Origin of the sequence: Sphingomonas larreae, from assembly GCF_051400595.1 — a bacterium.
GTDB lineage: Bacteria > Pseudomonadota > Alphaproteobacteria > Sphingomonadales > Sphingomonadaceae > Sphingomonas.
The window spans coordinates 103,559-130,268 of record NZ_JBLFFI010000002.1; the positions used below are offsets into that span (position 1 = coordinate 103,559).

Genomic DNA, 26,710 nt, shown 5'->3' on the forward strand with positions numbered 1-26,710 from the left:
GTGACGGTGCCCGGCGCGGCGGGTATCACTAAACTACTCTGCTCTACCGTTCGGACCGGCGATCCGCCGCCGCTGCCTCTTGCCGCATCTGCGCCTTGACCCGCTCGGCCGCCTCCATCACGCGCAGCACGTTGCCGCCGGCTAGCTTGGCGACGTCCGCGTCGGACCAGCCGCGGCGCATCATCTCGGCAAGCAGCGCGGGATAGGTTGAGACGTCGCCAAGCCCTTGTGGCAACGTCTCGCCGACACCGTCGAAGTCCGAGCCGAGCCCGACGTGATCGACGCCCGCCACCTTGGCGACGTGGACGATATGGTCTGCCACCTGCGCCAACGTCACCGTCGGGGCGGGATGCGCGCGGAGCCAGGTGGCGTAATCGGCTGCGGCTTTCTCCGGCTGGCCGATGTCGAGCCCGTTGTACGGTGGCGAGTTGAGCCGCGCCTTCTCGGCCAGCGAGTCGGCAGACCAGCGGCGGTAGGCGTCGGCGACATAGCCCGGCGCATAATCCACCATCACCACCCCGCCATTGCGCGCCACCAGCCGCAGCACGTCGTCCGAGACGTTGCGCGGATGGTCGTTGAGCGCACGTGCGCCCGAGTGCGAGAAGACCACCGGCGCACGCGTCACCGCCAGCGCGTCGCGCATCACCTTTTCGCTGACATGCGACAGGTCGACCAGCATGCCGAGCCGGTTGAGTTCGGTGACTACCTGCCGGCCGAAGACGGTGAGCCCATTGTGCCGCGGGTCGTCGGTGGCGGAATCGGCCCAGTCGATCGTGCGCGAGTGGGTGAGGGTGAGATAGCCCGCGCCCAGCGCGGCATAAGCGCGTAGTACCGAGAGACTGCCGTCGATCTGCCCGCCGCCTTCCACGCCGATGAGGCAGGCGATCCGCCCAGCAGCGTGCGCGCGCCGCACGTCGGCGGCGGTGCGCGCCAGCGCGAACGTGTCAGGGTACCGGTCGGCGAGCGAGCGGACGAGATCGATCTGCTCGAGCGTCTGCTCCACCTGCTCCTTGCCGGGCAGATCGGGCGAGACCCACACCGACCAGAACTGTCCGCCGACCAGCCCGCGCCGCAGCCGCGCGATGTCGGTGTTATAGGCAGGATCGCTCGCGCCGAGGTCGCCCAGGTCCATCGTCCAGCGTTTGTCGCCCTCGCGTTCGCGCAGCGCCTCGGGCCAGTCGTTGTGCCCGTCAATCAGCGGGGTCGCCTTGAGCACGCGCGCGACGCGGGCGGCATCGTCCTGCGCAACGGCGGGCGTGGTGGCGAGCAGAGCGGCCGCGGCGAGCAGGGCGGCCCTCATCGTGCGCCTCCGCTGCGGCGCGGGCGAGCCGGCGAGTCGTTCTCATTCTCCGCGCCGGGGCCGCGCTGGCCGTGGTGGAGCGTCAGCAGCGACTCCATCAATTCCTCCTCGGCGCTCGACATCACCGCGAGCACCTCGGCCTCCTCGCAGCCCGACGCGGCGAGATAGGCGTGGCCCATGCTCGAATCGATGTAGATCGCCTGACCGGGCTCCAGCGTAACCGGATCGTAGAATTCGGTCTGCACTTCCACCCGCCCGCTCAGCACGTAAAGGAACTCCTCGCCGGAGTGGCGCACCAGCTCGCCAAACTGCTCGGCCGAGCGTGCACGGATCTTGGTGACGACCGGAATCATCCGCTTCCGCCGCAGCTCGGTGCAGAGGTAATAATAGTCGTAGTTGGGCGTTTCCACGCGCACGGAATGCGCGACGTCGCCGAGGCTGCGCCGCGCGGTGACGGGCTGTGTCGCTTCCTGGCTCTCCTCGGCGAACAGGTCAGTCATGCGCATGCCGAGCCGCCGGGCGAGGGCCTGCAACTTGTCATAGGTAAGCGTCAGGCGATCGTGCTCGATCTTCGAGAGGGTCGAGACCGGGATGCCGGACTTGGCGCTCATCTCCTTGAGCGTCCAGCCCTCGCGCGCGCGAAGCCCCTTGAGGAGCGCGCCCAGGGTCGGCGGCGATGTCGGCAAGGCGGCGTCCTCCGTGAGGCCATTGACGAAGCGCCTAAACAGGATAACCTTGTCCTGATCAGGATGATACCTGAGGATAACGACAAGCGGAGGCGGCGGCAATGGGGACGGGACGGATGCTCGCGTGGCTGTCGGCGGCGCTCGGCGCGGTGGCGATCGCGGCGCTGGCGCCAGCACAGGCGCCGGTGAAACCGGGCGCACCGACGGTGGTGCGGCCCGCCGCGCCCGCCGCACCGGTCACGCCCCCGAGCGGTCGCGCGCTCACCGGTGACGACGTCACCGCCTGGCTCGACGGCTACATGCCCTATGCGCTGCACAGCGGCGACATCGCGGGCGCGGTGGTGACGGTGGTGCGCGACGGCCAGGTCATCGCGGCGCGCGGCTACGGCTATGCCGACGTGGCGAAGCGCCGCCCGGTCGACCCGAGCCTCACGCTCTTCCGCCCCGGCTCGGTGTCCAAGCTCGTCACCTGGACCGCGGTGATGCAGCAGGTCGAGGCCGGCAGGCTCGACCTCGACGCCGACGTCAACCGCTACCTCGATTTCGCCATCCCCGCCTATCGCGGCCAGCCGATCACGCTGCGCCAGATCATGACCCACACCGCCGGGTTCGAGGAGGCGAACAAGAAGCTGATCACCTATGACGCGCGCGACGTCGAGCCGATCGGCGCCTATCTCAAGCGCCACGTCCCCGCGCGGGTCTACGCGCCCGGCACCACCCCGGCCTATTCCAACTGGGCGACGACGCTGGCAGGCTATATCGTCGAGCGCGTCAGCGGCACGCCGTTCGACGATTATGTCGAGCAGCGCATCTTCCGGCCGCTCGACATGCGCACCGCCAGCTTCCGCCAGCCGCTGCCGCGGCGGCTCCGCGGGCTGATGGCTGAGGGCTATCCGCTCGGCTCGGGCGAGCCCAAGCCGTTCGAGATCGTCGTGCCCGGCCCGGCGGGATCGCTCTCGGCCTCGGGGCTCGACATGGCCAAGTTCATGATCGCGCACCTCGACGGCGGGCGCGGCGTGCTGCGCCTAGAGACCGCGGCGCTGATGCACGACAGCCCGCGCGCCAAGGTGAACCCGCGCTCGCTGATCCCGCCGCTCAACCGCATGGAGCTGGGCTTCTTCGAGACCAACATCAACGGCCGCCGCGTAATCGCGCACCTGGGCGACACCAACCAGATGCACACCTCGCTCCACCTCTTCCTGGCGGAGCGCACCGGGCTGTACGTCTCGTTCAACTCGGCCGGACGCGACGGCGCGGCGCATGTCGCGCGCGGGCAGCTGTTCCAGGACTTCGCCGACCGCTACTTCCCCGACGCGACGCTGCCGGCCGGGCGCGTCGACACGGCCACCGCGCGCCGGCACGCCGCGGCGCTGGCCGGCCACTGGCAGGTGAGCCGCTCGTCCTTCACCAACTTCGTCGACATCGCCAACCTGTTCGGCCAAGCCGAGGTGGGCGCCGACCCGCAGGGGCGGCTCGTCATCCCCTCGGTCAAGGGCGCCAACGGCGTGCCGGTCACCTGGGTCGAGGTCGCGCCCTATGTGTGGCGCGATCCCGCCGGACACGACCGGCTCGCGGCGCAGCTCGTCGACGGGCAGCCGGCGCGCTGGAGCTTCGACCTCGTCTCGCCCTTCATGGTGTGGGACCGCGTGCCCGCCTACCGCGACGCCGCCTGGCTGCTCCCCGCGCTCTACGCCAGCCTCGCCGTGCTGCTGCTGACCGCGCTGTTCTGGCCCGCCAACTGGTACCTGCGACGCCGCTATCAGGCGGCCGCGCCGCTCGCCGGGGTGCCGCTGCGCGCGGCCCGCGCGGCGCGGGTGATGGCGCTGGCGGTGCTGCTGGTGCTGGGCGGCTGGTTCTGGCTGATCTCGGTGCTGTTCGGCGACAGCGTGCCGGGCGACGGCTGGCTGACGCTGCTGCAGCTCGCCAGCATTGTCGTGTTCGTCGGCGCGGTCGGAATCGCGGGCTGGAACGCCGTCGTGACGTGGCGCGGCGACCGGCCGTGGACGCGCAAGCTGTGGGCGGTGCTGCTGCTGCTCGCCACCATGGTGGTGCTGTGGGTTGCCGTGGTCTTCCACCTGCTCGCGCTGACGGTGCATTACTGATGCTGCGGCTCTCCACCGAAACAGCGACGCTGCGGCTGGCACAGCCCTTCCGCATCTCGGGCTATGTCTTCGAAACCGCCGAAGTGTTGGTCGTCACGCTCGACGACGGCGCGCATCAGGGGCGCGGCGAGGGGGCCGGTGCCTATTATCTCGGCGACGATCTCGCGAAGATGCTGGCCGATGTCGAGGCGGCACGCGCGGCGATCGAGGCGGGGCCGACGCGCGAGCAGCTGCGCGCGCTGATGCCGGCGGGTGGTGCGCGCAACGCAGTCGACGCTGCTCTGTGGGAGCTGGAGGCGCGGCGGAGCGGCACGCCGGTGTGGCGTCTCGCCGGGCTGAGCGCGTCGCCGCGCCCGATCGTCACCACCTTCACCGTCAGCGCCGACACGCCCGAGGCGATGGCGGCGGTGGCACGCGGCTATGCGCGGGCGCGCTCGATCAAGGTGAAGCTGACCGGCGAGCTGGACCTCGACCTCGCGCGGGTCGCCGCGATCCGCGCGGCGCGTCCGGACGTGTGGCTCGGCGTCGACGGCAACCAAGGCTTTGCACGCGGCGAGCTCGACGCGCTGGTCGCGGGGCTGCTGCCGCACCGCGTGTCGCTGCTGGAGCAACCGCTCGCGCGCGGCGCCGAGGCGGAGCTAGACGGCTATCGCTCCGCCATTGCGATCGCGGGCGACGAGAGTCTGCTGACGCTCGACGACGTCGCGGGCGCGGTCGGGCGGTTCGACGTGGTCAACATCAAGCTCGACAAGTGCGGCGGGCTCACCGAGGGGCTGCTGATGGCGACCGAGGCGCGCCGGCTCGGGCTGGGCGTGATGGTGGGGACCATGATCGGCACCAGCCTTGCCACCGCGCCGGGCTTCGTGCTGGGCCAGCTTGCCGATCTGGTCGACCTCGACGGCCCGACCTTCCTCGCCGAGGATCGCGCGCCGGGCGTGCGCTACGACGACGGCCTGCTCTACGCCGGTGCCGAGGTGTGGGGCGGGTGAGCGCCGCCGCGCCGCCCGCGCCGACCTGGTTCGGTCAGCCGCGGGGGCTGACGGTGTTGTTCCTCACCAACATGTGGGAGCAATTCTCCTACTACGGGATGCGCGCGCTGCTGGTCTATTACATGACCAAGCAGCTGATGCTGGGGCAGGCACAGGCCTCGCTGATCTACGGCGCCTACACCGCCTGCGCCTATTTCACCCCGATCCTCGGCGGCGTGATCGCCGACCGGCTACTGGGCAAAAGGCGCGCGATCGTGCTCGGCGGCGCGATCATGGCGCTGGGCCATTTCATGATGGCGTTCGAGCCGCTCTTCTACGTCGCGCTGATGACGATCGCGCTTGGCAACGGGCTGTTCCTGCCGAGCCTGCCGAGCCAGATCGACGACCTTTACGCGCCCGGCGACCCGCGCGTTGGCTGGGCGTACAACGTCTATTACGTCGGCGTGAACATCGGCGGCTTCCTCGCGCCGCTGCTGTGCGGGACGCTGGGCGAGCTGTACGGCTGGCATTACGGCTTCGGCGCGGCCGGCATCGGCATGGTGGCGGGGCTGGGCATCTACCTCTGGGGGCAACGCTACCTGCCCGCCTCGGCGCGCGCCGCGCCGGTGCGCCACGCCACGCCGCGCGGCCGCTTCACGCGCGAGGTGGCGCTGCTGCTGGTGGCGGTGGCGCTGTGCGTCACCGTGTTCCGCGCCGCCTATGAGCAGGTCGGCAACACCGTGGCGCTCTGGGCCGATACCGGAGTCGATCGCCGCGCGGGCGATGCCATTGTGCCGATGACCTGGTTCCAGTCGCTCAACCCGTTGTTCGTGATGGCGCTGACGCCGCCGCTGCTGGCACGCTGGCGGCGCCGGGCCGAGCGCGGCGGTGCGGAGCGGCCGGTGCGGCGCATGGCGGTGGGCGCGCTGATCGTGGCGGGCGCCTATCTCCTGCTCGCCGCCCTGGCGGCACGCGGAGGCGCCTCGCACTGGCTGTGGCTCGCGCTGTTCTTCGCGCTGCTCACGGCGGGCGAGCTGCACATCCTGCCGACCGGGCTCGGGCTGTTCGCGCGGCTCGCCCCTGCTGGCCTGGGCGCCACCACCGTGGCGGCCTGGTACCTCGCCACCTTCGCGGGCAGCCTCGCCGCCGGGCTGGTCGGCACCGCCTGGACCGCGCTGGGGCACGGGGCCTTCTTCCTCTTGCTCGCCGGGCTGGCCGCGCTCGCCGCGGCGCTGCTGGCGGCGATCGACCCCGCGTCCCTCGCGGTGATCAGGGCGGGCGAGCGGCGTTGATTTTCGGTTGACTATTCTCCGATCAGGACATTAGCATCCTGATTGGCAACATCGAGGGGGAAGCGATGAGGAACATTCGTCGTGGCGCGTCGGTCGCGAGTGCGCTGGCGCTCTTCCTCTGCGGGGCCGCGGCGGCGCAGCAGGCGTCGCCCGACGACGCGTCGCCCGAGCGCGAGGCCGCACAGGTCGGCGACATCATCGTCACGGCGCAGAAGCGCGAGCAGCTCCTGTCCGACGTGCCGCAGTCGATGTCGGTGCTCGGCGGCGAGGCGCTGGAGCAGCGCCAGGCGCGCACCATCGCCGACTATGCCGCTTTGGTCCCCGGCCTGTCGTTCGAGTCGGGCAATCCCGGCCAGACCCGCGTCGTGCTGCGCGGCATCAACGCTGGCGGCGCGAGCCCGACGGTCGCGGTTTATCTCGACGACACGCCGTTCGGTTCGAGCACCGGCCAGACCAACGGCGCGACGCTGGCGGGCGACTTCGACACGTTCGACATCGAGCGGCTGGAGGTGCTGCGCGGGCCGCAGGGCACGCTCTACGGCGCCAACTCGCTGGGCGGCGTGGTAAAATATGTCACCGTCGCGCCGAAGCTGGGCGAGTGGGAGGCGCGCGGGCAGGGCGGCGTCGAGACGGTGCGCGACGGCGGCACCGGCTATTACGGAAATGCATTGGTCAACGTGCCGCTCGGCGACGCTGTGGCGCTGCGCGCGAGCGGCTTCTACCGTCGCACCGCGGGCTATATTGACGCGATCGGCATCGCCGACGAGGACGTCAACCGCGCGCGAAGCTACGGCGGCCGCGCCTCGCTGCTGCTCAAGCCGAGCGACCGGCTGTCGCTGCGGCTCACTGCGGTGTTGCAGAACATCGAGGTCGACTCGCGCAATGCCTTCGATGCGGATGCGGCGACGCTGCGCCCGATCACCGCCGACCCGTTCACCGGCGCGAGTGCCGGCGGACGCGAGGTGCGCTACCAGCTCTTCCCGGATCGCAATGAAGTGAGCTACCGCCTGTACACCGGCACGATCGACTATGACCTGGGCTTCGCCAGTTTCACCTCGGTCACCAGCTACAGCCGCCAGGTCGCGACCGATCGCAGCGACGTCTCGTACAACGCGGTCGGCGACGGCGTGACGCTGGCGCAGGCGGCGTCGGCAGGCGTGTATGGCGTCGCGCCCGACGCTTATGGCATCTATTATCCCAATCGCTCGACGCAGAAGAAGTTTACTCAGGAAGTTCGGCTGGCGTCCAACGACACGGCGACGCTGGAGTGGCTGGTCGGGGGCTATTACACGCGTGAGCCGGGGCAGCTGTACCAGCGTTATTTCCCGTTCGACACCGCGACCGGTCGCCCGATCACCCCGGTGCCGGAAATCCCCGGCTTTAACGGTCTGGTGCTGGCGCAGCTCGACTCGACCTACAAGGAATACGCCGGTTTCGGCAGCGCGACCTTGCACCTCAGCGACACGTTCGATCTTACCGCGGGCGCGCGCTACAGCCATAACGATCAGCGCACTACCCAGACGCTCGACGGCGCGCTGTTTGGCGGTCCATCGCAGAATCGCGCCACGTCCAACGAGGGCGTGTTCACCTGGTCGGTCGCGCCGCGCTATGAGTTCGCGCCACACAGCGAGGTCTATGCGCGCTTCGCCAAGGGCTATCGCCCGGGCGGCCCCAACGTCGTACCCCCGGGCGCGGGCGCCGACTATCCGACGCAGACCGATGCCGACACGCTGATGAGCTACGAGGCCGGCATCCGCGCCGAGACCGCCGACCGGACCTTCGGCATCGACCTGTCGGGCTATTACCTCGACTGGGACAAGACGCTGATCGTCGCGACCTTCCAGACCGACGCCGGGCCGATCTCAGCCGACGCCAACGGCCGCGGTGCGCGCAGCTACGGCGTCGAGGCGACCGCGACGTTGCGCCCGACGCGCGGCTTCATTGTCACCACCACCGTCGCCTACAACAACACGCGGCTGCGCGGCGACACCTCGAACGGCGGACGCGACGGCGACCAGCTGCCGTTCGCGCCGACCTGGAACGCCAATGTCTCGGCCGAATACAGCTGGGACTGGGATGGCGCACGGCCCTATGTCGGCGCCGATCTCGCGACCGTGAGCGACCGGCTCGGCAATTTCGACGCGGCCTATCGCGACGTCTACGGCCGGCGCATCACCTTTGATGGCTATACCACCGCCAGCCTGCGCGCTGGCGTGTCTCTGGGGCGCTTCGACCTGTCGGTCTACGCTCGCAACGTCGCCGACTCGCGCGGGCTGGTCTCGGCGGGGACGTTCCAGACGCGCCCCAACGGCGGGATCGAGGTGAGCCCGATCCAGCCGCGCACGATCGGTGCCACATTGGGCGTCGGGTTCTGACCGTGCGCCACGCTCCCGCCTCTCCCCCTCCCGCGGTGCACGGGCTGGCGGCGCCGTACCTGCTGTTCCTCGGCGACGCGACCGAGCCTGGGTTCGCCAAGACCGCGCTCGGGCTGCGTGACTGGGCGGCGGACAAGTGCCTCGCCGAGCACGCGCTGCCCGCCGCAACCGTCTCCACCGGCCTGCCGCGGATGAGCCCCGCCGCGGCCGCTGCGGCGGGAGCGCGCTCCATGGTGATCGGAGTCGCCAACCAGGGCGGCGTGATCCCCGCCTCTTGGATGCCCGAACTGCTCGCCGCGGCCGAGGCGGGGCTCGACCTCGTCGCCGGGCTGCATACGCGGTTGCGCGAGATCCCCGTGCTCAGCGAGGCGGCGGCGCGCGCGGGCACGCGGCTGGTCGACGTGCGCGAGCCGCCCGCGGCGCTGCCGATCGCGACCGGCGCGAAGCGCACCGGGCAGCGTCTGCTCACCGTCGGCACCGACTGCGCGCTCGGCAAGAAATACACCGCGCTGGCGATCGCGCGCGGGCTACAGGCGCGCGGGCGAGACGCGACCTTCCGCGCCAGCGGGCAGACCGGCGTCATGATCGCGGGTGAGGGGATCGCGATCGACGCGGTGGTCGCCGACTTCGCCGCCGGCGCCGCCGAGCTGCTCAGCCCCGCGAACGCGCCGACGCATCTCGACGTGATCGAAGGGCAGGGCTCGCTGTTCCATCCCTCCTACGCCGCAGTGTCGCTGGCGCTGCTCCACGGCAGCCAGCCCGATCTGTTCGTCGTCTGCCACCAGCCGACGCGCGCGCAGATCCTTGGCACGCCGGGCTATAGCGTCCCGTCGATCGAGGCGGTAATCGAGCAGACGATCGCGGTCGGGCGGCTGACCAACCCCGCGATCCGCTGCGCCGGTGTCAGCCTCAACACCGCGGGCATGGCGGAGCCGGACGCGGCGGCGGAGATCGCTTACACGGCGGAGCGGCTGGGCCTGCCCGCGGCCGACCCGATCCGCGGCGGCGACGCCTTCGAGCGACTGCTCGACGCATGCGCGGCCTGAGTCCCGCCGCGGCCGACTGCTTCCGGCGGTACGTGCTGCCCGGGCTCGCGTTCAAGGCGGTGGTGATCGGCGGCGGCTATGCCACCGGGCGCGAGCTCGCCGAGTTCTTCCTGCCCGCGGGCGCCTGGGGCGGGGTGCTGGCGATGGCGCTGGCGACGCTGATCTGGGGCGTCGTCGCCGCCGCCACCTTCCGGTTCGCGCATGCGGTCGGCGCGCGCGATTATCGCACCTTCTTCCAGGCGCTGCTGGGGCGCTATTGGGTGCTGTTCGAGGCCGCCTACGCGCTGTTCGTCGTGGTCGTGCTCGCGGTGTTCGGCGCCGCGGCGGGCGAGATCGGCGCGGCGACGCTGGGGTTGCCCCCACTGGCGGGGACGCTGGCGCTGCTCGCCGGCATCACCGCCTGCGTCGCCTGGGGCAACGCCGGGGTCGAGCGCGTCTTCCTCTGGGTCTCGGTGCTGCTCTACGCCACCTACGCGCTGTTCCTGCTGCTCGCGCTCACGAGCGTGGGCGGGCGGATCGGCGAGGCCTTCGCCGCGGCCGGGCCGCCCGCACCGGGCTGGGCGCTCGGCGGGCTGACCTATGCGGGCTACAATATCGTCGGCGCGGTGATCGTGCTGCCGGTGACGCGCCACTTCCGCTCCGGCCGCGACGCGGTGATCGCGGGCGCGCTGGCAGCGCCGCTGGCGATGCTCCCGGCGCTACTGTTCTTCGTCACGATGGCGGCGTTCCTGCCCGAGATCGCGAACGCGGTGCTGCCGTCCGACTATATTCTCGCGCGGCTCGGCCACCCGCTGTTCCACCTCGGCTTCCAGCTGATGATCTTCGCCGCCCTGCTGGAGAGTGGCACCGGCGCGGTCCACGCCGTTAACGAGCGGGTCGCGCGCGCGAGCGGGCGGGACACGCTCTCGCCCGCGGCGCGCGCGCTGCTCGCGCTGGCGCTGCTGGCGCCGTGCATGCTGCTGGCCGAGCGCGTCGGCTTGGTCGGGCTGATAGCGGGTGGCTACCGGCTGCTCGCGGCTTTGCTGATCCTGATCTACGTCGTGCCATTGCTGCTGCTTACCCTGACCGGGCGGAGCGGGTCGGCCCAGCCGGAGCCAACCGCATGAGATCCGCCGCACCCGTCGTGCTCGCCGCGCTTGCCGCCGCGCCCGCATCCGCCGCGCCGCCCAAGGGCTTCGACGCGCGCGTCGAGCAGGTGATGCGCGCCTCGGGCACGCCGGGCATAGCGGTGGCGATCGTCGAGGACGGCAAGGTCACGCTCGCCAGAGGCTATGGCGTGCGGCGGCAGGGCGCGCCCGAGCGTGTCGACGCGGACACCGCCTTCTTGATCGGCTCCACCGCCAAGGCGATGACAGCGGCAGCGATCGCCACGCTGGTGGATGCGGGCACGCTCGGCTGGGACGACCGTGTCGTCGACCATCTCCCCGGCTTCCAGATGTACGATGCCTGGGTGACGCGCGAGATGACGGTGCGCGACCTGCTGGTGCATCGCAGCGGGCTCGGGCTCGGCGCGGGCGACCTGCTGTATGTGCCGCGCGGCAGCTACGCGCGCGCCGAGATCGTGCGGCGGCTGCGCTACATCGCGCCCGCGACCAGCTTCCGCAGCGGCTATGCCTATGACAACGTCCTTTACACCGTGGCCGGGCAGCTGATCGAGGCGGTCAGCGGGCAGCGGTGGGAGGACTATGTCCGCGCGCACGTGCTGGGTCCAGCGGGCATGGCGGGCGCGACCGGCGAGCTGGCTACCTTTTGGGCGACGCCCAACCGCGCGCTGCCGCACGCGCGCTTTGGCGGCGCGGTGCGCGGCACCGGCGCGATGCGCGCGCTCGACGAGCGCGATCAGCTGCCGCAGGCCGCCGCGCCCGCCGGGCTGATCGCGGCGAGCGCCATCGACATGGCGCGCTGGCTCCAGGTGCAGCTGGGCGGCGGCGTGGCGGCGGACGGCACGCGCGTCTTCTCCGCCACGGCGGGGCGCGAGATGTGGGCGCCGGTGACGCCGATGCCGATCACCCCGCTACCCGAGCCGGTCGCCGCGACCACGCCGACCTTCGACGCCTATGCGCTCGGCTGGGAGGTGCGCGACTATCGCGGCGAGCGGATCGTGTGGCACGCCGGCGGGCTGTTCGGCATGACCTCAGTGGTAGTGCTGATCCCCGCGCGCCACGTCGGCTTCGCGATCGAGCTCAACAGCGAGGAGGCCGCGCCGCGGCACGGGCTGATGTGGGAGCTGATCGACCATTATCTCGGGGCGAAGCGGCAGGACTGGCCGGCGCGCTTCACGCGCTATCGCGCGCAGCGGATCGCCGCGGCCGAGGCCGCGGTGCGCGCCAAGGCGGCGACGCCCGCCCAGGTCGGCCCGTCGCTGCCGCTGGCGCGCTACGCCGGGCGCTACGTCGACCGCTGGTACGGCCCGATCGAGGTCGGCGGTGACGCCGCCGGGCTGACGGTGCGCTTCGTGCCGACACCGCGCATGGCGGGGCGGCTCGAGCATTATCAATACGATACCTTCGTCGCGCGCTTCGACGATCCCGCCATCGAGCCGGCCTATCTCACCTTCGCGCTCGACGCGGCGGGCAGGGTGGCGCGGATCACGGCGCGGCCGGTGTCGCCGATCGCCGACTTCAGCTTCGATTATGCCGACCTGCTGTTCGAGCCCGAGCCCGCGAGGTGAGAGGATGACGATGAAGACGCTTCTGCTGGCGCTCCTCCCCGCGCTGCTCGTCGCCGCGACGCCGGCCGCGCGCCCGCCCGTCGCGCCGCCCGCGGCACCCGGCACCGAGACGCCGCCGGCCCCCGCCCCGCCTGCGACCGCGCCGCAGCTCACCGCCGCCGACGTCGGCGCCTGGCTCGATGGCTACGTGCCCGCCGCGCTTCAGGCCGGGAAGATCGCGGGCGCGCAGGTCGCGATCGTCAAGGACGGCGCGATCCTGTTCGAGAAGGGCTATGGCTATGCCGACGTCGCCGCCAAGACGCCGATGGACCCGCGCCGCTCGCTGATGCGGATCGGCTCGACCTCCAAGCTGCTGACCTGGACCGCGGTGATGCAGCTGGTGGAGGCGGGCAGGATCGACCTGAACGCCGACGTCAACCGCTACCTCGACTTCCGCATCACCCCGCCGGGGCGCGCGGTGACGATCAACGACCTGATGCAGCATCGCGGCGGCTTCGAGGAGGGGCTCAAGGACCTGCTCGCCAGCGACCCCAAGCTGCTCAAGACCACCGAGCGCTACCTTAAGGAGAACACGCGCCCGTTCCTGTTCAAGCCGGGCGAGGCGCCGGCCTATTCCAACTATGGCGTCGCGCTGGCGGGCTATATCGTCCAGCGCGTCTCGGGCGAGCCGTTCGAGGCCTATGTGGCGCGCCACATCACCGGGCCGTTGGGCATGGCGCACACCACCTTCGTCCAGCCGCTGCCGCCCGCGCTCGCGCCGCTCGCCGCGAAGGGCTACGCCACCAGCGACGGGCCGCCGCACGCTTATGAGCTGGTCGGCACCGCGCCGGCGGGCAGCGTCGCCTCCACCGCGGACGACATGGCGCGCTTCATGCTCGCGCATCTCGGCGGCGGCCGCTACGGCGGCGCGCGCATCCTGCGTCCCGAGACGGTCGCGTTCATGCACCGCCCGCCGACGCCGCCGCCCGCGGGCTTCGACACGATGGCGCACGGCTTCTTCTGGATGCAGCGCAACGGCACGACCGTGATCGGCCACGGCGGCGACACGATCGTCTTCCACACTGACCTGGCGCTGCTCCCCGAGAAGAACGTCGGCCTGTTCATGAGCTTCAGCAGTCGCGGCGAGCGCGACGCGGTCTATGGCGCGCGCGAGCGGCTGTTCGACCTGTTCATGGACCGCTACTTTCCCGCCAAGCCCGCGGCGCTGCCGCCTGCGATCGCCAGCGCCGCGGCGGACGCGCGCGCGCTGGCGGGCCATTACGAGAGCTCGCGCCGCGTCGAGACCGGCTTCATCAGCCTGTTCTACCTGCTCCAGCAGGATGTGGTCAGCGCCAACGACGACGGCACGATCAGCGTCTCCTCGATCGAGGGCAAGCGCTTCCGCGAGATCGCGCCGGGGCTGTGGCGCGCGGTCGACGGCACGCGGCTGCTGCGCGTGACCGAGCTGCGCGGTCGGCGCACGCTCGTCGACAGCCAGAATCCGGTAGGCGTGCTCCAGGCGGTGCCGGCGGCGCGGAACTCGACGATGTTCCAGACGGTGGCGGGCCTGTCGTTGTTGGTGCTGCTGCTCACCGTGATCGCTTGGCCGGCGGGCTGGTGGATCCGCCGCCGCTACGCCGCGCCGCCGGTGGCGACCGGGCGCGCCGCGCGCGCGCGGCTGCTGGTGCGCGTCGCCGCCGTCGCCGACCTCGCCTATGTCGCGGGCTGGTACACCGTCGTGGCGCCGATCCTGAGCCAGCAGGTCGACGCCTACAATGCCACGCTCGACGGCATGATCCGGCTGCTCCAGCTGGCCGCGGTGATCCCGATCGCGGCGGCGCTGATCGGGGTGTGGAACCTGGTGGAGGCGTTCCGCGGCCCGTTCGGCTGGGGCGTGCGGCTGCGCGCCGCGCTGGTCGCGCTGGCGTTCCTTGGGCTGCTGGGGGTCGCCGCGATGGCGCATCTGATCGGCTGGAGCCTCAACTACTGAGCGTGGCACTCTCCACCAGCACCAGCGCGCGCATCTTGGCGAGGAGCAGCTCGGCGGCGCCGTCCTCCAGCCCGCTCACCGCGACGCCGATGCGATACGTGTCGCCGTCGCGCTCGACCGACGCCGCGTCGAACGCGATCGAGCGCAGCGCGAGCAGGTTGAGCACGCGCAGCGGCAGGTCGGGCGAGGCCTCGCCGGCGACGAGGAAGCGGACGGTCATGCGGGGAAACCTTCGTCGGATCGTTGGCGCACAGGATGGCAGCGGCGCGGCGGAAAAGGTCTCCTCATCCGCGCCGTGGCCGCTACGCTGGGGCATGATCGTCCCAGAAATGGCCGAATCGCGGCACGAATGACCCAGCTCGACGATTATGAGCGCCGCATCCTGCGCGAATTGCAACGCGACGGGCAGCAGACCGTCGCCGAGCTCGCCGCCAAGGTCGGCCTGTCCGCCTCGCCGTGCTGGCGCCGCATCGACCGGCTCGAGCGCGAGGGCGTGATCCGCGGCCGCGTCGCGCTGGTCGATCGCCGCAAGGTCGGGCTCAGCGCGCATATCTTCGCGCAGGTGCGGCTCAACGCGCACGGCCGCGCCAACCTCGACGAGTTCGCCGAGGCGATCCGCGGCTTCCCCGAGGTGCTCGACGCCTATGTGCTGATGGGCACGACCGACTTCATGCTGCGCATCGTCGCACGCGACATCGACGCCTACGAGCGCTTCTTCTTCGACAAGCTGAGCCGGCTGCCCGGCGTGCAGGAGATCACCTCCACCGTCGCGCTGTCCGAGATCAAGTCCACGTCCGAGCTGCCGATCTGACCCGATCTCCCCGAGGAGCCGCCATGAAGCGCCTGATATCGCTCGCTGCCCTGTTGCTCGCGCCGCTGCCACTGGCAGGTGCCGCGTCGCCGCCGCGCTACGATGTCGTGATCCGCGGCGGCACGATCTACGACGGCTCGGGCGGCACGCCCTTCGTCGGCGACGTCGCCATCACGGGTGACCGGATCGCGGCGGTCGCGCCGCATGTCGCGGAGCGCGGCGCGACCGAGCTGGACGCGCGCGGCAAGGCGGTGTCGCCGGGCTTCGTCAACATGCTCGCACACCCGGAGGAGAGCCTGCTCGTCGACGGCCGCGCGCTGTCCGATCTGGCGCAGGGTGTCACGCTGGAGGTGATGGGCGAGTTCTCGATGGGTCCGCTCAGCCCGGCGATGCGGCGCGACATGGTCAAGGAGCAGGGCGACGTCCGCTATCCCGTCACCTGGACGACGCTCGGCGGCTATCTCGACGTGCTGTCGCGCCGCGCGATCGCGCCCAACGTCGCCTCCTTCGTCGGCGCGGGCACGGTGCGCGAGGCGGTGCTGGGTGCCGACGACGTCCAGCCGACGCCGGCGCAGCTCGAGCAGATGCGCGGGCTCGTGCGCGCGGCGATGGAGCAGGGCGCGCTCGGGCTGACCGACATGCTGATCTACACGCCGGCCACTTTCGCCAAGACGCCCGAGCTGATCGCGCTGGCCAAGGTGTCGGCGGCGTGCGGCGGCATCTACACCGTCCATATGCGCAGCGAGGGCGACCGGCTGGAGGAGGGCGTCGCCGAGACGATTGCCATCGCCGAGGCCTCGGGCGCGCCCGCCGAGATCTACCATTTCAAACAGGCGGGCCGCGACAATTGGGGCAAGATCGACCGCGTCATCGCCGCCATCGAGGCGGCGCGCGCGCGCGGCGTGCGCGTCTCCGCCAATATGTACACCTATACCGCCGGCGCCACCGGGCTCGACGCGGCGATGCCGCCCTGGGTGCAGGCGGGCGGGCTCGACGCATGGATCGCACGGCTGAAGGATCCGGCGACGCGCGCCAAGGTCGCCGCGGCGATGCGCGACCCGCACCCGAAGGACTGGGAAAATCTGCTCGCCGGCGCCGGGGCGGAGGGCACGTTGCTGCTCGGCTTCAAGAACCCGAAGCTAAAGCCGCTCGCGGGCAAGACGCTGGCCGCGGTGGCGCGCGAGCGCGGTAGCTCGCCCGAGGAGACCGCGATGGACCTTGTGGTCGAGGACGGCTCGCGCGTCGGCATCGCCTATTTCCTGATGAGCGAGGACAACGTCCGCAAGGCGATCCGCCAGCCGTGGATGAGCTTCGGTTCGGACGAGGCCGCGCCCGCGCCCGAGGGCGTGTTCCTGCGCACAAGGGATCATCCGCGTGCCTACGGCAACTTCGCGCGGCTGCTCGGCCATTACGTCCGCGACACGCATGACCTGACGCTGGCCGAGGCGGTGCGGCGGCTGACCAGTCTGCCCGCCGACCATCTCGCGATCACCGACCGTGGCCGGCTGCGCGCCGGGCAGTTCGCCGACGTGGTGGTGTTCGATCCTGCCACTATCGGCGATCGCGCCACCTATGAGCGACCCGCGCAGCTGGCTACCGGCGTCAGCTCCGTGCTGGTGAACGGCCGCTTCGCGCTGCGCGACGGTCGCCCGACGGGCGCCGCGACCGGCCGCGTGCTGCGCGGCCGTGCCTTCAAGCGCGAGGAAGGCGGGGGATGCAGGCGTGCGGCTGCCGACTGGCGGTGGTGAGGGGCGCGACGTCTCAGAGGGGCCGTGACCGCTCGCGATGGGGCGTTGGTGCGCGGGGTTGCGAGTAACGCCAGTCCGGCGCGCGCGTCAGGAGCGCCGCGCCCGCACCAGCGCATAGCCGGCGACGCTACATAGCGCGAGCGCGATGACGAAGCCGATCGCGGCGCCGCCCGCCGCCCCGCGCGGGCCGCCCGCCAGCCCGCCCAGCGTGACGCCCACCAGCGGAAGGACGAGCAGCGCGAGGCAACCAAGTACGGCCATGACGTCGAGGTAGGTGGGGAGGCTTCGAGGTCAACGACTTCATGTTGGCGGCTGGGTGAAGCATCGTGCCGCATTACCCTGGACAGCCGACCACATAGGCTCGCCGGAGCCGGGGTCGTGTGGCACGACCCCGGCCCCTGTCTCACAGCCGCAGCGAGACGCCCGCGACGATCTGTCGGCCCAGCAGATCGTAGGCCATGATCGTGTTGCCGCGCAGCAGCCCGATGGTCGAGCGGCTGTCGGGCACGATCGGGGGATCGCGATCGAGCAGATTGTTGGCGGCGATGCGGAACGTCATCTGCTTGCTGACGTCAAACGCGACCGCGAGGTCGATCCAATTGTACGAGCCGATGCCGGAGAACTGGTCGCGCCGCGCACTCTCGTCCTGCCGGGGGATGCCGGTGTCCTCGGGCGAGTAGAAGGTCAGCGGCATGGCACCGCGATGGCGCCAGTTGACCGACACGCTGGTGCTATTGTCCGGCGCAGTCCAGGTGGTGCGCAGCTGATGCGCCCAGCGCGGCATGCTCTCGCCGCAGCCCGCGCCGTAATAGCCCGTGCAATTGCGCCGGATCGCGGCGGGCGAGGCCTGGCCGCCGTTGCGTGTCATCAGCGTGCCGTTGAAGCTCATGTCGAGCTTGCCATAGCCGCCCAGCGCGAGGTTGTACTGGCCCTGGAAATCCCAGCCGTACGACTGTTCGGTATAGCCGTTGGACGAGCCGCGCGCGACCCAGCCGGCTGCCGGGCTGGTTGCGGGCGAGCTCGACAGCGTGCCCGTGCTCGGGTTGCGGATGATGCCCCGGCAGAAATACTCCAGCCCGGTATTGAGGCACTCGTTGATGATGTCCTGCGGCTGAAGGAATACCAGCTGGTCCTTGAGGTCGATGAGCCAGCGGTCGACCGAGACGGTTAGCCCCGGCAGGAAGCGCGGCCGCAACACGACGCCGAACGTCTTGGTGAAGGCGGTTTCCGGCGTCAGGTTGAAGCCGCCCTCGCGCACGGTGCAGCGCTCGTCGGGGCAGATCAGCGTCGCGCTGCCGTAAAGGTTGGCGGGCAGGCCGGTGTTGGCGCATTGCGTCGGGCTGCCGAGCGGGGCGAGGCGCGGGCCGTTCGGATTGCTGGGGTCGATCCGCGGCGCGCACGGGTCGGAATAGAAACCCTGGTTCCAGGTGATGTTGCTCGCGCCCGCCGCGGCGCCCACGCCCGGCGCGGCCTGCGACTTGTTGTACGAGGCGCGGAAGGTGATGTCCGCCACCGGCGACCACAGCCCCTCGATCTTCCACGTATCGAACTTGCCCGCGAGCCGGTTGTACTTGGAGACGCGATAGCCACCGTTGACCTGCAGCAGCCGCGTCCACGACTGGTCTTCGACCAGCGGCGCCTGGATCTCGGCGTTGGCCTCGAAGATGTTCTGCGTGACGCGTTGGTTCTGGCCGCCGTTGTTCTGGACGAAGATCTCGTTGACGATCGTCCGCTCCATCTCCTCGCGATATTCGGCGCCGAGCGCGAGCGCGACGCCCTGCTGCGCCAGCGGCGAGGTGATGCCGTATTTGCCGAGATCGCCGCTGACCGTGCCGATGAACTGGAGCAGCCGCGGGATGCGGGTGCTGATCCCGCCGGTGGCGCCGCCGTAGAGATAGTCGTTGGTCGCCTGGTCGCGGTTGAACGGGATGAAGGCGTTGAACGGGACGCAGCTCGGATCGGTGCCGTTGACCACCGAGCGGCAGGTCGGGGTGCCGCCCACATTGATCACGTCGAGCGAGCGGTTGATCCGGTCGAAGCGCGCGAACGGCACGTCGATCGTGTCGAGCCGCGCACGCGAGACCATGCCGGCGATGTCATAGGACCAGACGTCGTCAAAGCCCTTGCCGCGCAGGCCGGCGACGATGCGATACCCCTCGTTGGTAAACTGCTGGCGGGTGAGCGGCAGGCCATCGAAACGGTAGCGCACGTCGAGTGGCGCATAGGCGCCCGCGTTGCCCGCATTGGCGCCGCACAGGTCGCCCGCCTGCGATGCCGAGAGGAACGGATTGTCGCAGTTCACACGGAACGGATCGGTGCCATAGAAGCCGAAGTTGAATGTGCGGTTGAGCTGGGTGTTGTACGACTTGTCGCGATAGAACAGCACGTTGCTGTACAGCTCGATATCGTCGGCCAGTTCGGCGGTCAGGAAGCCGCCGACGTTGACGCGGTTGAACGGGCGCTGGAAGGCCCAGTCGTCATACGGATTGGCCGAGCTGCCAGGTGGCCCACTGTTGATCGGGATGAAGGTGCCATTGCCGGTCGGATTGTTGACCAGGATCTGGCCGGCGCGTGGCCCCGCCTGTGGGATGATCGTGCCGGCGGGCGTGAAGCTGGCGCGCGTGCACGCCAGTGGCGCGGTGTTGCTCGGCTGGGTCACCTCGCAGACGCTGTTCGCACGGTCGACCAGCCGCACCAGGTTCGACTGGCGGTAATTGACGAAGCCGGTGAGGTTGACGCGCCCGTCGAACAGATCGGCGCCGGCGGCGAGGCTGACGTCGGCGCGGCCGCCGTCGTTGCTCATCCCGTTGACCGCGTTGAAGCCGGCGCGCTCGGCCGCGGCGGTGATCGCGCTGTCGCGGTTGTTGTGGTTGAAGAAGCTATAATTGCCGTCGATGCGGACGCCGGTGAAGTTCTTCTTCAGCACGAAATTGACCACGCCAGAGACCGCGTCGGAGCCGTACACCGACGAGGCACCGCCGGTCAGCACGTCGATCCGCTCGACCAGCGCGTTGGGGATGATGCCGACATCGACCGTGTTGGGCAGGCCGATGCGGAGTCCGTCGATCAGCATCAGCGTGCGCTCATAACCCAGGCTGCGCAGCTTGATCCGCTGGCGACCCTCGGAGTCGCTGAAGTTCTGCTCGGAATTGACCTGCACCTGCGGGAGGCGGTTGACCACCTCCTCGATCGTGGTGGCGCCCTGTGCGACGATGTCGGCGGCGGTGGTGGTGACGATCGGCGCGGCCGAGCGATTGTTCGGGCGCACGATCCGCGTGCCGGTGACGACCACGTCGTCGCTTGAGGTGTTGCCCTCCGCCGCGCCGGCGCGCTGGACGTCGGCGGCGAGCTTGGCGGAGGCGACCGGATCGCCGATCGCCGGCGTGCCGCCCTGCGCGCTGTCCGCCGCGCCATCGGTGGTGACCTGCGCGGCGGCCGGCAGCGCCAGCAGCGCCGCCACACAGCAGGACGTGGCGAGCATTCCCCTGAACATCATTATGTCTTCCCCTTCGTTTACCAACGAGCGTGGGTGAGACATGTCCGCGTGGTGGTCGCTGTGGTGCGACCTTCCCGCCTCGGCATGCACGCAGCAGGCTCCTGCCTTTACCGCGCGGCGACCCGCTCCCTCCCAGTTGGTAAGCATCATGCTGTCACGATGCTGGGGCCGAAACAATACCAATTTAGCATTTGATCCGTTGATGGTGCGGCACTTTGTTGCCATGGATCAACAAGTCTCCGGCGGACGCCGTTTAGGCCTTCGTGTTTGCCCATGGCGCATGGTCTTGGCACGGCGGATCGGTGTGCGACTAGCCAAGCAGCCCCGTCCTTCTATGATCCCCGCCATAAAGGGGAGGAACTGACATGAACGTGGACCCGATCGCGTGGGAGCAGGTGGCGGATGATCCGCGCTACCGTCGGCTGGTGCGGCGACGGGGGCGCCTGAGCGGCGCGCTGACCGCGACGATGCTGGCGGCCTATTTCGGCTACATCCTCCTGGTCGCGTTCGATAAGCCGCTGCTGGCACGATCGCTGTCCGGCGGCGCGACGTCGATCGGGATCCCGGTCGGGCTCGGCGTCATCCTGCTCGCGATCGCGCTGACCGGCCTCTACGTCCATCGCGCCAACCGCGAGTTCGACGCCGAGGTGGCAGCGATCGTCGCGGAGGCCGGCCGGTGAGCGGCGGCACCGGATGGTCCGCCCTGGCGATGTTCGCCAGCTTCGTGCTGCTGACGCTCGGCATCACCCGCTGGGCGGCACGGCGGACCCGCACCGCGGACGATTTCTACGCCGCCGGGGGCGGTATCACGGGCTTCCAGAACGGACTGGCGATCGCGGGCGACTTCATGTCGGCGGCGTCGTTCCTCGGCATCTCGGCGCAGATCTACGCCGATGGCTATGACGGCCTCATCTACTCGATCGGCTTTCTGGTGGGCTGGCCGATCGTGCTGTTCCTGATCGCCGAACGGCTGCGCAACCTCGGCCGCTACACCTTCGCCGATGTCGCCTCGTTCCGCTTCGCGCAGGCGCCCGTGCGCACGCTGGCGGCGATCTCAACGCTGATGGTCGTGCTATTCTACCTCATCGCGCAAATGGTCGGGGCAGGGCAGCTGATCCGGCTGCTGTTCGGGCTACCTTACCCCTATGCGGTGGCTATCGTCGGCGTGATGATGACGCTGTACGTGCTGTTCGGCGGCATGTTGGCGACCACCTGGGTGCAGATCGTCAAGGCCGTGCTGCTGCTCGGCGCGGCCAGCTTCATGGCGGCGGCGGTGCTGTGGCGCTTCGGCTCGCCCGAGGCGCTGTTCGCGCGCGCGGTCGCGGTGAAAGCGGCGGCGGCCGCTGCGAACGGTGCGTCCGCGACGGAGGCCGCCGCGGCCGGACGCGCGATCATGGGGCCGGGCGGCTTCATCAAGGATCCGGTGTCGGCGCTCTCGCTCGGACTGGCGCTGATGTTCGGCACCGCCGGACTGCCGCACATCCTGATGCGCTTCTTCACGGTCGCCGACGCGAAGGCGGCGCGCACCTCGGTGCTGTGGGCGACGGGCTGGATCGGCTATTTCTACCTGCTCACCTTTGTGATCGGGTTCGGTGCGATCGTGCTGGTCGGCACCGCGCCGGCCTATCTCGATCCCGGCGGCGCGCTGCGCGGCGGGGGCAACATGGCGGCGGTGCATCTGGCGCATGCAGTCGGCGGCGACCTGTTCCTCGGCTTCGTGTCCGCGGTGGCGTTCGCGACCATCCTCGCAGTGGTGGCCGGGCTGACGTTGTCGGGCGCCTCGGCGGTGAGCCACGATCTCTACGCCAGTGTGTTCCGGCGTGGACGTGCGGACCAGGCGGCAGAACTGCGCGTATCGCGCGTCACCGTGCTGGTGCTGGCGCTGGTGGCAATCGGGCTCGGCGTGCTGTTCGAGCGGCAGAATGTCGCCTTCATGGTCAGTCTCGCCTTCGCGCTCGCGGCGTCGGCCAACTTCCCGGTGCTGCTGCTATCGATCCTATGGCGCGGGTGCACCACACGGGGCGTCGTCGCGGGCGGGTCGGTGGGGCTGGTGACGGCGCTGACGCTGACGCTGCTCTCGCCGGCGATCTGGGTGAGCGTCCTCGGTCATGCGGCACCGATCTTCCCGTACGGCTCGCCGGCGCTGTTCTCCATGCCCGCGGCATTCGTCACTATCTGGCTCGTGTCGCTGCTCGATCGCAGCGGACGGGCGGCTGTGGACCGCGGCGGGTATCTGGCGCAGCGGGTCCGGTCAGAGACGGGCATCGGCGCCGCGCGGGCGAGCGGGCATTGACCGGGGCACACGCGCGACCTGCGATGCCGGGCTGCTCGGCGGAGCATTTTGCGCGCCGGCACGGCGATGGCGTCAGTCGCCGTCGCTTCGCGCGGCGGTCGCCTCCGGCGGCTCCGCCCAGCCGGCACACGGCGAGGAAGCGGCATAGGCGTTGACGATCGCCGGCAGCAGCCCGGGGAAGCGCTCCTCCACCTCTTCCCAGCGCGGATGATTGCGCACCTCGACACCGTGCCGCTCGCTGCGGATCAGGCCGGCCTCGCGCAAGACCTTGACGTGGTTGGAGAGCGAGGACTTCGGAATAATCCGATCGCCGACGGAAGCGACCGCCGAACAGGCCTGGCCGCAGCCCGCGCGCATGATCGCCGCGAAGATGGCGGCGCGCTGCGGGTCCGCGAGCGCGTGCAGGATCGCCTCGGGGCGAACCTCCTCCAACGTAGGGTGAAACAACGGCCTCATACGATCGCCATATAGGGTCTTGATCCGCGATGCATTAGTTCCGAAATGCCGAACTATGGGAGGAAGGCGCCACGGCGGCGTCTTGCCCATGTCGGAGGCAGAACAGATGGGTAAGCTCAGCGGTAAGGTCGCGGTGGTGACCGGGGCGTCGAAGGGCATCGGGGCGGCGATCGCGGCCGACCTCGCGCGCGAGGGTGCCGCCGTGGTTGTCAATTATGCATCGAGTCAGGAAGGCGCGGACGCGGTGGTTGCCGCCATCAGCGCCAGCGGCGGCACCGCCGCCGCGGTGCGTGCCGACGTGTCGAAGGAGGACGAGGCCGCGGCCCTGATCGACGCCGCGGTGTCGCGGTTCGGCCGGCTCGACGTGCTGGTCAACAACTCGGGCGTCTACGCTTTCGCGCCGATCGGTGAGGTCACCGAGGAGCATTACCGGCGCCAGTTCGACATCAACGTCCTGGGCGTCCTGTTCGCGACAAAGGCGGCGTCGGCGCATCTCGGCGAGGGGGCGAGCGTTATCAACATCTCGTCCGCGATCACGAACGTGAACACGCCCAATGCGGCGGTGTATGCCGGCACCAAGGGCGCGGTGAACGCGATCACGGGCGTGCTCGCCAACGAGCTGGCGCCGCGCGGCATCCGCGTCAACGTGGTGAGCCCCGGCTTTGTGGTCACCGAGGGCACGCATACCGCCGGTATCGTCGGCTCGGACATGGAGGCGGGCATCGTCGCGCAGACGCCGCTCGGTCGCGCCGGTCGACCCGATGATATCGCGTCGGTGGTCACCTTCCTCGCTTCCGACGACGCGCGCTGGCTCACCGGCGAGAACATCAGCGCCAGCGGCGGGATCAACTGACCCCCGCGCGCCGTGCTCGCGCCGCCATCAAGCGGCGGGCGAGCACGGCGTCGCGCTTCGACCCGGGCCGGGCGCGATGTGCTCGTCGTCCTCACGCCGATCAACCGCGAGTGCAAGGTCAGGCGAACATTTAAAAATGGCGCCTCGCCTCTCGGCAGTCAGGGTCTGGCGGCTCGCTTGCTCGAGACAATCCGCGCATTATCTTGCGATCGTGGTCGGCAGGCCGCGCGCGCGGTGCCGCCTCATTGGTGGAGCTTGGGACCGCCGCGCCTGCGAGTCACTGGCATGTGCGCTGCGCCGCTGCGCCCTTCAACCGCGGGTTTCGTCGTCGATCACGCCGCGGCACGGGTCTCGAGCGTGGCGGCGAACGCATCCGCCACCATCGGGCGACCGATTAAGTAGCCCTGCACGAGGTCGCAGCCGGCGTCGCGCAGCAAGGCGAGGCAGGCCGCGTCCTCGATCCCCTCCGCCACCACCTTCAGCCCCAGCCCGTGCGCCAGATCGATCGTAGAGCGCACCATCAGCGCGTCCGCCGGGTTGGTGTGCGCATGCTGGACGAAGCTGCGGTCGATCTTCAGCTCGGCGAGCGGCAGTTGGCGCAGATAGCTCAACGTCGATTGGCCGGTGCCGTAATCGTCCATCGAGATTGCCACGCCCTTGTCGCGGAAGTGGCGCAGATGCTCCGCGGCACGCTCGGGATCGGCCAACGCCGCGGATTCGGTCACCTCGAAGATCAATCGGTTGGCCGGCACCGCGTCGCGCTCGAGCAGCCGGTCGACAGCGGTGCGGAACGCGGGCTCAGCGATCAGCATCGCGGACAGGTTCACCGCCACGGACACGTCGTGCCCGCGCGCGCGCCATGCCGCGAGATCGGTGACCGCCTGAGCGAGCACGTGAAGCGTCAGCGCGGCGATCCGGTCGGCCTGCTCGGCCAGCGGGATGAAGAGGTCGGGGCGGATCATGCCGCGGCTGGGGTGACGCCAGCGCACCAGCGCCTCGGCGCTGACGATCCGGTCGGTCGCGAGCGCGAGCTTGGGCTGGTAATGAACCTCGATCTCGCCGCGTGCGATTGCCTGGTCGAGTTCGCCCATCAGCACCAGCCGGCGCTCGAGCGCTTCGGCATCGACATGAGCGTGGCGCCAGAATGCGCCGGCGGCAACGGCCGCGTCGGCCGCAAGCGTCGCGCTCACGAGGCGGTCGTGGATGTTGCCGTCGCTTGCCGACACGCCAAGATGCACCGCGGCATCGGCCCGGCGCCCAAGGATCTCCACCGGCTCGGTCAGCACGCTCCGCAGCGCCACCACGAGTGCCTCGACGTCGTCGGTCGCCGTTTCCACTGCGAGCAACCGCTCGCCGACGCGGTAGACCGTGCCGCCGACGCTGGCGCGCAGACGCTCGGCCAGACGCAGCACCAGATCGTGTCCGGCGCGCTCGCCGAGCAATGTGGTCAGCGCGTCGGCGTTGCCGATCGTCGCAACCAGCAGCGGCGCCTTCGTGGCGGCGGCACGGTGGCGCAGCAACGCGCGACGGTTCGGCAGGCCTGTGTCGTCGTCGATCTGGCGCTGCTGCTCGAAGCGGCGCGCGAGCGCGAGCCCGAAACGTGCCAGTGCCGCCAGCACCACCAACACCAGTGCCGGGGCGAGCGGGACGACCGCATGCCACGCTGCCTGGACATAAACCGCGGCGGCGACGAGCGCGACGGGCGCGGTCACCGCGAGCGCCACGGCCACGAAACGCCGTCGCGCCACCACGATCGGCGTGGCGAGCAGCAGCGCCAGCAGCAGCGGCAACGTCGCCCCGTATGCTGAAGGCACGCCGGCCATCAGCGTCTCCGCGGCGAGCGCCTGGACCAGCACGCCCGGGATCACGCCCCAGTGCGGCGTGGCATAACGATCCCCCATCTCGATCGCGGTCGCGCCGATCAGTACGTCACGCCCGCGCACCGCGCGCGGGTCGAACGCGCCGTCGCGCACTGCGACGAAGCTCAGTCGCGGTAGCCGCATCGGATCGATCCCGCCGTCAATCGGAAAGAACGTGTCCGCGGCGCCGGGCCGGCGCGCGATTAATGCCGAGAGCGACGGGCGCGGCATGCCCGCGGTGATCGTGCCGAACGGCGCGCGTCGCACCACCCCGTCGCTGTCCGGCTGCATGCTTACCGAGGCGAGTGCGGCGTTGGCGCGCAGGGCGGGGAGCGGCAGCGAGTCGATCGAGCGCCGCTCCCCCGAGCGCGCGCGCTGCGCGAAGGTGGGCAGCGCGACCAACCCCGGCGCGCGGGCGAGCGCCCGTGCCAGCGCCGCGTCGCCGCTCGGGGTGCCGGCGGACGAAAAGTCGACATCGAAGGTGATCGAGGCGGCGCCGGCGGCACGCAGTCGGTCGATCGCGCGCGCATAATGGTCGCGCGACCACGGCCATTCGCGAATCGCGGCGACGCTGGCGGCATCCATCTCGACCACCACGACCTGTCCGCTCGGCGCCCGCACCCAGGCGGCGGCACGCAGCGGATCGAGCAGCCGGTCGAGCCGCTCGCCGACACCGCTGGCGACCACCAGCAGCGCCATAGCCAGCGCGGCCGCGAGCGCGAGCAGCCGCGGGCGACGCAGCAGCGCGGCGACGCGACGGCGCGCATCCGCCCCAGCCATCGCCG

20 protein-coding genes are annotated in these 26,710 nt (G+C 70.4%); 13 read left to right on the forward strand and 7 right to left on the reverse strand.

Annotated features, from left to right (window positions below; translation table 11 throughout):
• Positions 1 to 43 precede the first annotated feature (43 nt).
• A complete protein-coding gene (locus tag ACMGDM_RS08800; RefSeq protein WP_436803759.1) occupies positions 44 to 1,300 on the reverse strand; it encodes a dipeptidase in 1,257 nt (418 codons plus the stop codon).
• Positions 1,297 to 1,986, reverse strand: coding sequence for a helix-turn-helix domain-containing protein (locus ACMGDM_RS08805; RefSeq protein ID WP_436803760.1), 690 nt, complete (start codon positions 1,984 to 1,986; stop codon positions 1,297 to 1,299). Before ACMGDM_RS08805 ends, ACMGDM_RS08800 begins: the two co-directional genes overlap by 4 nt.
• Before the next feature lie 101 nt (positions 1,987 to 2,087).
• Between ACMGDM_RS08805 and ACMGDM_RS08810 the strand changes: the two genes are divergently transcribed.
• The 8 genes from ACMGDM_RS08810 (at position 2,088) to ACMGDM_RS08845 (ending at position 14,409) form a co-directional block, all read left to right on the forward strand.
• Positions 2,088 to 4,088, forward strand: a complete 2,001-nt coding sequence (locus tag ACMGDM_RS08810) for a serine hydrolase domain-containing protein (protein ID WP_436803761.1) — start codon at positions 2,088 to 2,090, stop codon at positions 4,086 to 4,088.
• The gene (locus ACMGDM_RS08815) at positions 4,088 to 5,077 is read left to right on the forward strand and encodes a dipeptide epimerase (RefSeq protein ID WP_436803762.1); all 990 of its coding nucleotides are present in this window, start codon (positions 4,088 to 4,090) and stop codon (positions 5,075 to 5,077) included. Before ACMGDM_RS08810 ends, ACMGDM_RS08815 begins: the two co-directional genes overlap by 1 nt.
• Positions 5,074 to 6,348, forward strand: a complete 1,275-nt coding sequence (locus ACMGDM_RS08820) for a peptide MFS transporter (protein WP_436803763.1) — start codon at positions 5,074 to 5,076, stop codon at positions 6,346 to 6,348. Before ACMGDM_RS08815 ends, ACMGDM_RS08820 begins: the two co-directional genes overlap by 4 nt.
• A 65-nt stretch (positions 6,349 to 6,413) precedes the next feature.
• Positions 6,414 to 8,723 (forward strand): TonB-dependent receptor, encoded by a 2,310-nt coding sequence (locus tag ACMGDM_RS08825; protein WP_436803764.1) that lies wholly within the window; start codon positions 6,414 to 6,416, stop codon positions 8,721 to 8,723.
• Positions 8,720 to 9,769: an N-acetyltransferase DgcN family protein gene (locus ACMGDM_RS08830; protein WP_436804252.1), complete on the forward strand. Its 1,050-nt coding sequence runs from the start codon at positions 8,720 to 8,722 to the stop codon at positions 9,767 to 9,769. Before ACMGDM_RS08825 ends, ACMGDM_RS08830 begins: the two co-directional genes overlap by 4 nt.
• The gene (locus ACMGDM_RS08835; RefSeq protein ID WP_436803765.1) at positions 9,757 to 10,875 is read left to right on the forward strand and encodes a hypothetical protein; all 1,119 of its coding nucleotides are present in this window, start codon (positions 9,757 to 9,759) and stop codon (positions 10,873 to 10,875) included. Before ACMGDM_RS08830 ends, ACMGDM_RS08835 begins: the two co-directional genes overlap by 13 nt.
• A complete protein-coding gene (locus tag ACMGDM_RS08840) occupies positions 10,872 to 12,440 on the forward strand; it encodes a serine hydrolase (protein ID WP_436803766.1) in 1,569 nt (522 codons plus the stop codon). The genes ACMGDM_RS08835 and ACMGDM_RS08840 overlap by 4 nt, the downstream gene beginning before the upstream one ends.
• A gap of 10 nt (positions 12,441 to 12,450) precedes the next feature.
• Positions 12,451 to 14,409, forward strand: coding sequence for a serine hydrolase domain-containing protein (locus ACMGDM_RS08845; RefSeq protein WP_436803767.1), 1,959 nt, complete (start codon positions 12,451 to 12,453; stop codon positions 14,407 to 14,409).
• Here ACMGDM_RS08845 and ACMGDM_RS08850 read toward each other — a convergent pair.
• Positions 14,399 to 14,629 carry an ACT-like domain-containing protein gene (locus tag ACMGDM_RS08850; protein ID WP_436803768.1) on the reverse strand — a complete coding sequence of 77 codons (231 nt, stop codon included), beginning with the start codon at positions 14,627 to 14,629 and terminating at the stop codon, positions 14,399 to 14,401. The genes ACMGDM_RS08845 and ACMGDM_RS08850 overlap by 11 nt on opposite strands.
• A gap of 129 nt (positions 14,630 to 14,758) precedes the next feature.
• On the opposite strand from ACMGDM_RS08850, the gene ACMGDM_RS08855 reads away from it, so the two are divergent.
• Both ACMGDM_RS08855 and ACMGDM_RS08860 read left to right on the forward strand, forming a co-directional pair.
• Positions 14,759 to 15,220, forward strand: a complete 462-nt coding sequence (locus ACMGDM_RS08855) for an Lrp/AsnC family transcriptional regulator (RefSeq protein WP_183942799.1) — start codon at positions 14,759 to 14,761, stop codon at positions 15,218 to 15,220.
• 23 nt (positions 15,221 to 15,243) lie between these two features.
• Positions 15,244 to 16,968, forward strand: coding sequence for an N-acyl-D-amino-acid deacylase family protein (locus tag ACMGDM_RS08860; RefSeq protein WP_436803769.1), 1,725 nt, complete (start codon positions 15,244 to 15,246; stop codon positions 16,966 to 16,968).
• Between the two features lie 87 nt (positions 16,969 to 17,055).
• On the opposite strand, the gene ACMGDM_RS08865 is transcribed toward ACMGDM_RS08860, so the two are convergent.
• Together ACMGDM_RS08865 and ACMGDM_RS08870 are read right to left on the reverse strand one after the other, a co-directional pair.
• Complete coding sequence (locus tag ACMGDM_RS08865; protein WP_436803770.1) at positions 17,056 to 17,229, reverse strand: hypothetical protein; 174 nt, start codon at positions 17,227 to 17,229, stop codon at positions 17,056 to 17,058.
• Between the two features lie 142 nt (positions 17,230 to 17,371).
• Positions 17,372 to 20,464 carry a TonB-dependent receptor plug domain-containing protein gene (locus ACMGDM_RS08870; RefSeq protein WP_436803771.1) on the reverse strand — a complete coding sequence of 1,031 codons (3,093 nt, stop codon included), beginning with the start codon at positions 20,462 to 20,464 and terminating at the stop codon, positions 17,372 to 17,374.
• A 365-nt stretch (positions 20,465 to 20,829) separates the two neighbouring features.
• Between ACMGDM_RS08870 and ACMGDM_RS08875 the strand changes: the two genes are divergently transcribed.
• Positions 20,830 to 21,144: a DUF485 domain-containing protein gene (locus ACMGDM_RS08875; RefSeq protein WP_436803772.1), complete on the forward strand. Its 315-nt coding sequence runs from the start codon at positions 20,830 to 20,832 to the stop codon at positions 21,142 to 21,144.
• Complete coding sequence (gene actP / locus ACMGDM_RS08880; RefSeq protein ID WP_436803773.1) at positions 21,141 to 22,757, forward strand: cation/acetate symporter ActP; 1,617 nt, start codon at positions 21,141 to 21,143, stop codon at positions 22,755 to 22,757. The genes ACMGDM_RS08875 and actP overlap by 4 nt, the downstream gene beginning before the upstream one ends.
• A 72-nt stretch (positions 22,758 to 22,829) precedes the next feature.
• Here the strand turns inward: actP and ACMGDM_RS08885 are convergent, their stop codons facing one another.
• Complete coding sequence (locus tag ACMGDM_RS08885; protein ID WP_436803774.1) at positions 22,830 to 23,213, reverse strand: ArsR/SmtB family transcription factor; 384 nt, start codon at positions 23,211 to 23,213, stop codon at positions 22,830 to 22,832.
• 106 nt (positions 23,214 to 23,319) lie between these two features.
• On the opposite strand from ACMGDM_RS08885, the gene ACMGDM_RS08890 reads away from it, so the two are divergent.
• A complete protein-coding gene (locus ACMGDM_RS08890; RefSeq protein WP_436803775.1) occupies positions 23,320 to 24,066 on the forward strand; it encodes a glucose 1-dehydrogenase in 747 nt (248 codons plus the stop codon).
• A 332-nt stretch (positions 24,067 to 24,398) separates the two neighbouring features.
• On the opposite strand, the gene ACMGDM_RS08895 is transcribed toward ACMGDM_RS08890, so the two are convergent.
• Positions 24,399 to 26,705: a putative bifunctional diguanylate cyclase/phosphodiesterase gene (locus tag ACMGDM_RS08895; RefSeq protein ID WP_436803776.1), complete on the reverse strand. Its 2,307-nt coding sequence runs from the start codon at positions 26,703 to 26,705 to the stop codon at positions 24,399 to 24,401.
• Between the last annotated feature and the right edge of the window lie 5 nt (positions 26,706 to 26,710).